This window comes from Domibacillus indicus (genome assembly GCF_023715895.1).
In the GTDB taxonomy this organism is placed as follows: domain Bacteria; phylum Bacillota; class Bacilli; order Bacillales; family Domibacillaceae; genus Domibacillus; species Domibacillus indicus_A.
In genome coordinates this window covers 1-281 of sequence record NZ_JAMBOO010000117.1, presented here as the reverse complement: position 1 = coordinate 281, position 281 = coordinate 1, and the positions used below count along the sequence as shown (strand labels likewise).

Here is a 281-nt window from a genome sequence, read left to right as displayed (position 1 = left end):
AAACTTCATAGTCAGGTGGCAATAGCGAAGAGGTCACACCCGTTCCCATCCCGAACACGGCCGTTAAGCTCTTCAGCGCCGATGGTAGTTGGGGGTTTCCCCCTGTGAGAGCAGGACGCCGCCTGGCTGTGAAGGATTAAAATTATATATTTCTTTTTATCGTCGCGGGGTGGAGCAGCCCGGTAGCTCGTCGGGCTCATAACCCGAAGGTCGCAGGTTCAAATCCTGCCCCCGCAATCGTTGGTCCGGTAGTTCAGTTGGTTAGAATGCCTGCCTGTCAC

General features: G+C 54.8%; 1 tRNA gene and 1 rRNA gene. Both read left to right on the top strand.

Features of this window, described 5'->3' with window-relative positions:
- Positions 1 to 11: 11 nt before the first annotated feature.
- Positions 12 to 127 (top strand): 5S ribosomal RNA (gene rrf / locus M3221_RS25895).
- A gap of 36 nt (positions 128 to 163) precedes the next feature.
- Positions 164 to 237, top strand: a tRNA-Met gene (locus M3221_RS25890).
- Positions 238 to 281: the final 44 nt, after the last annotated feature.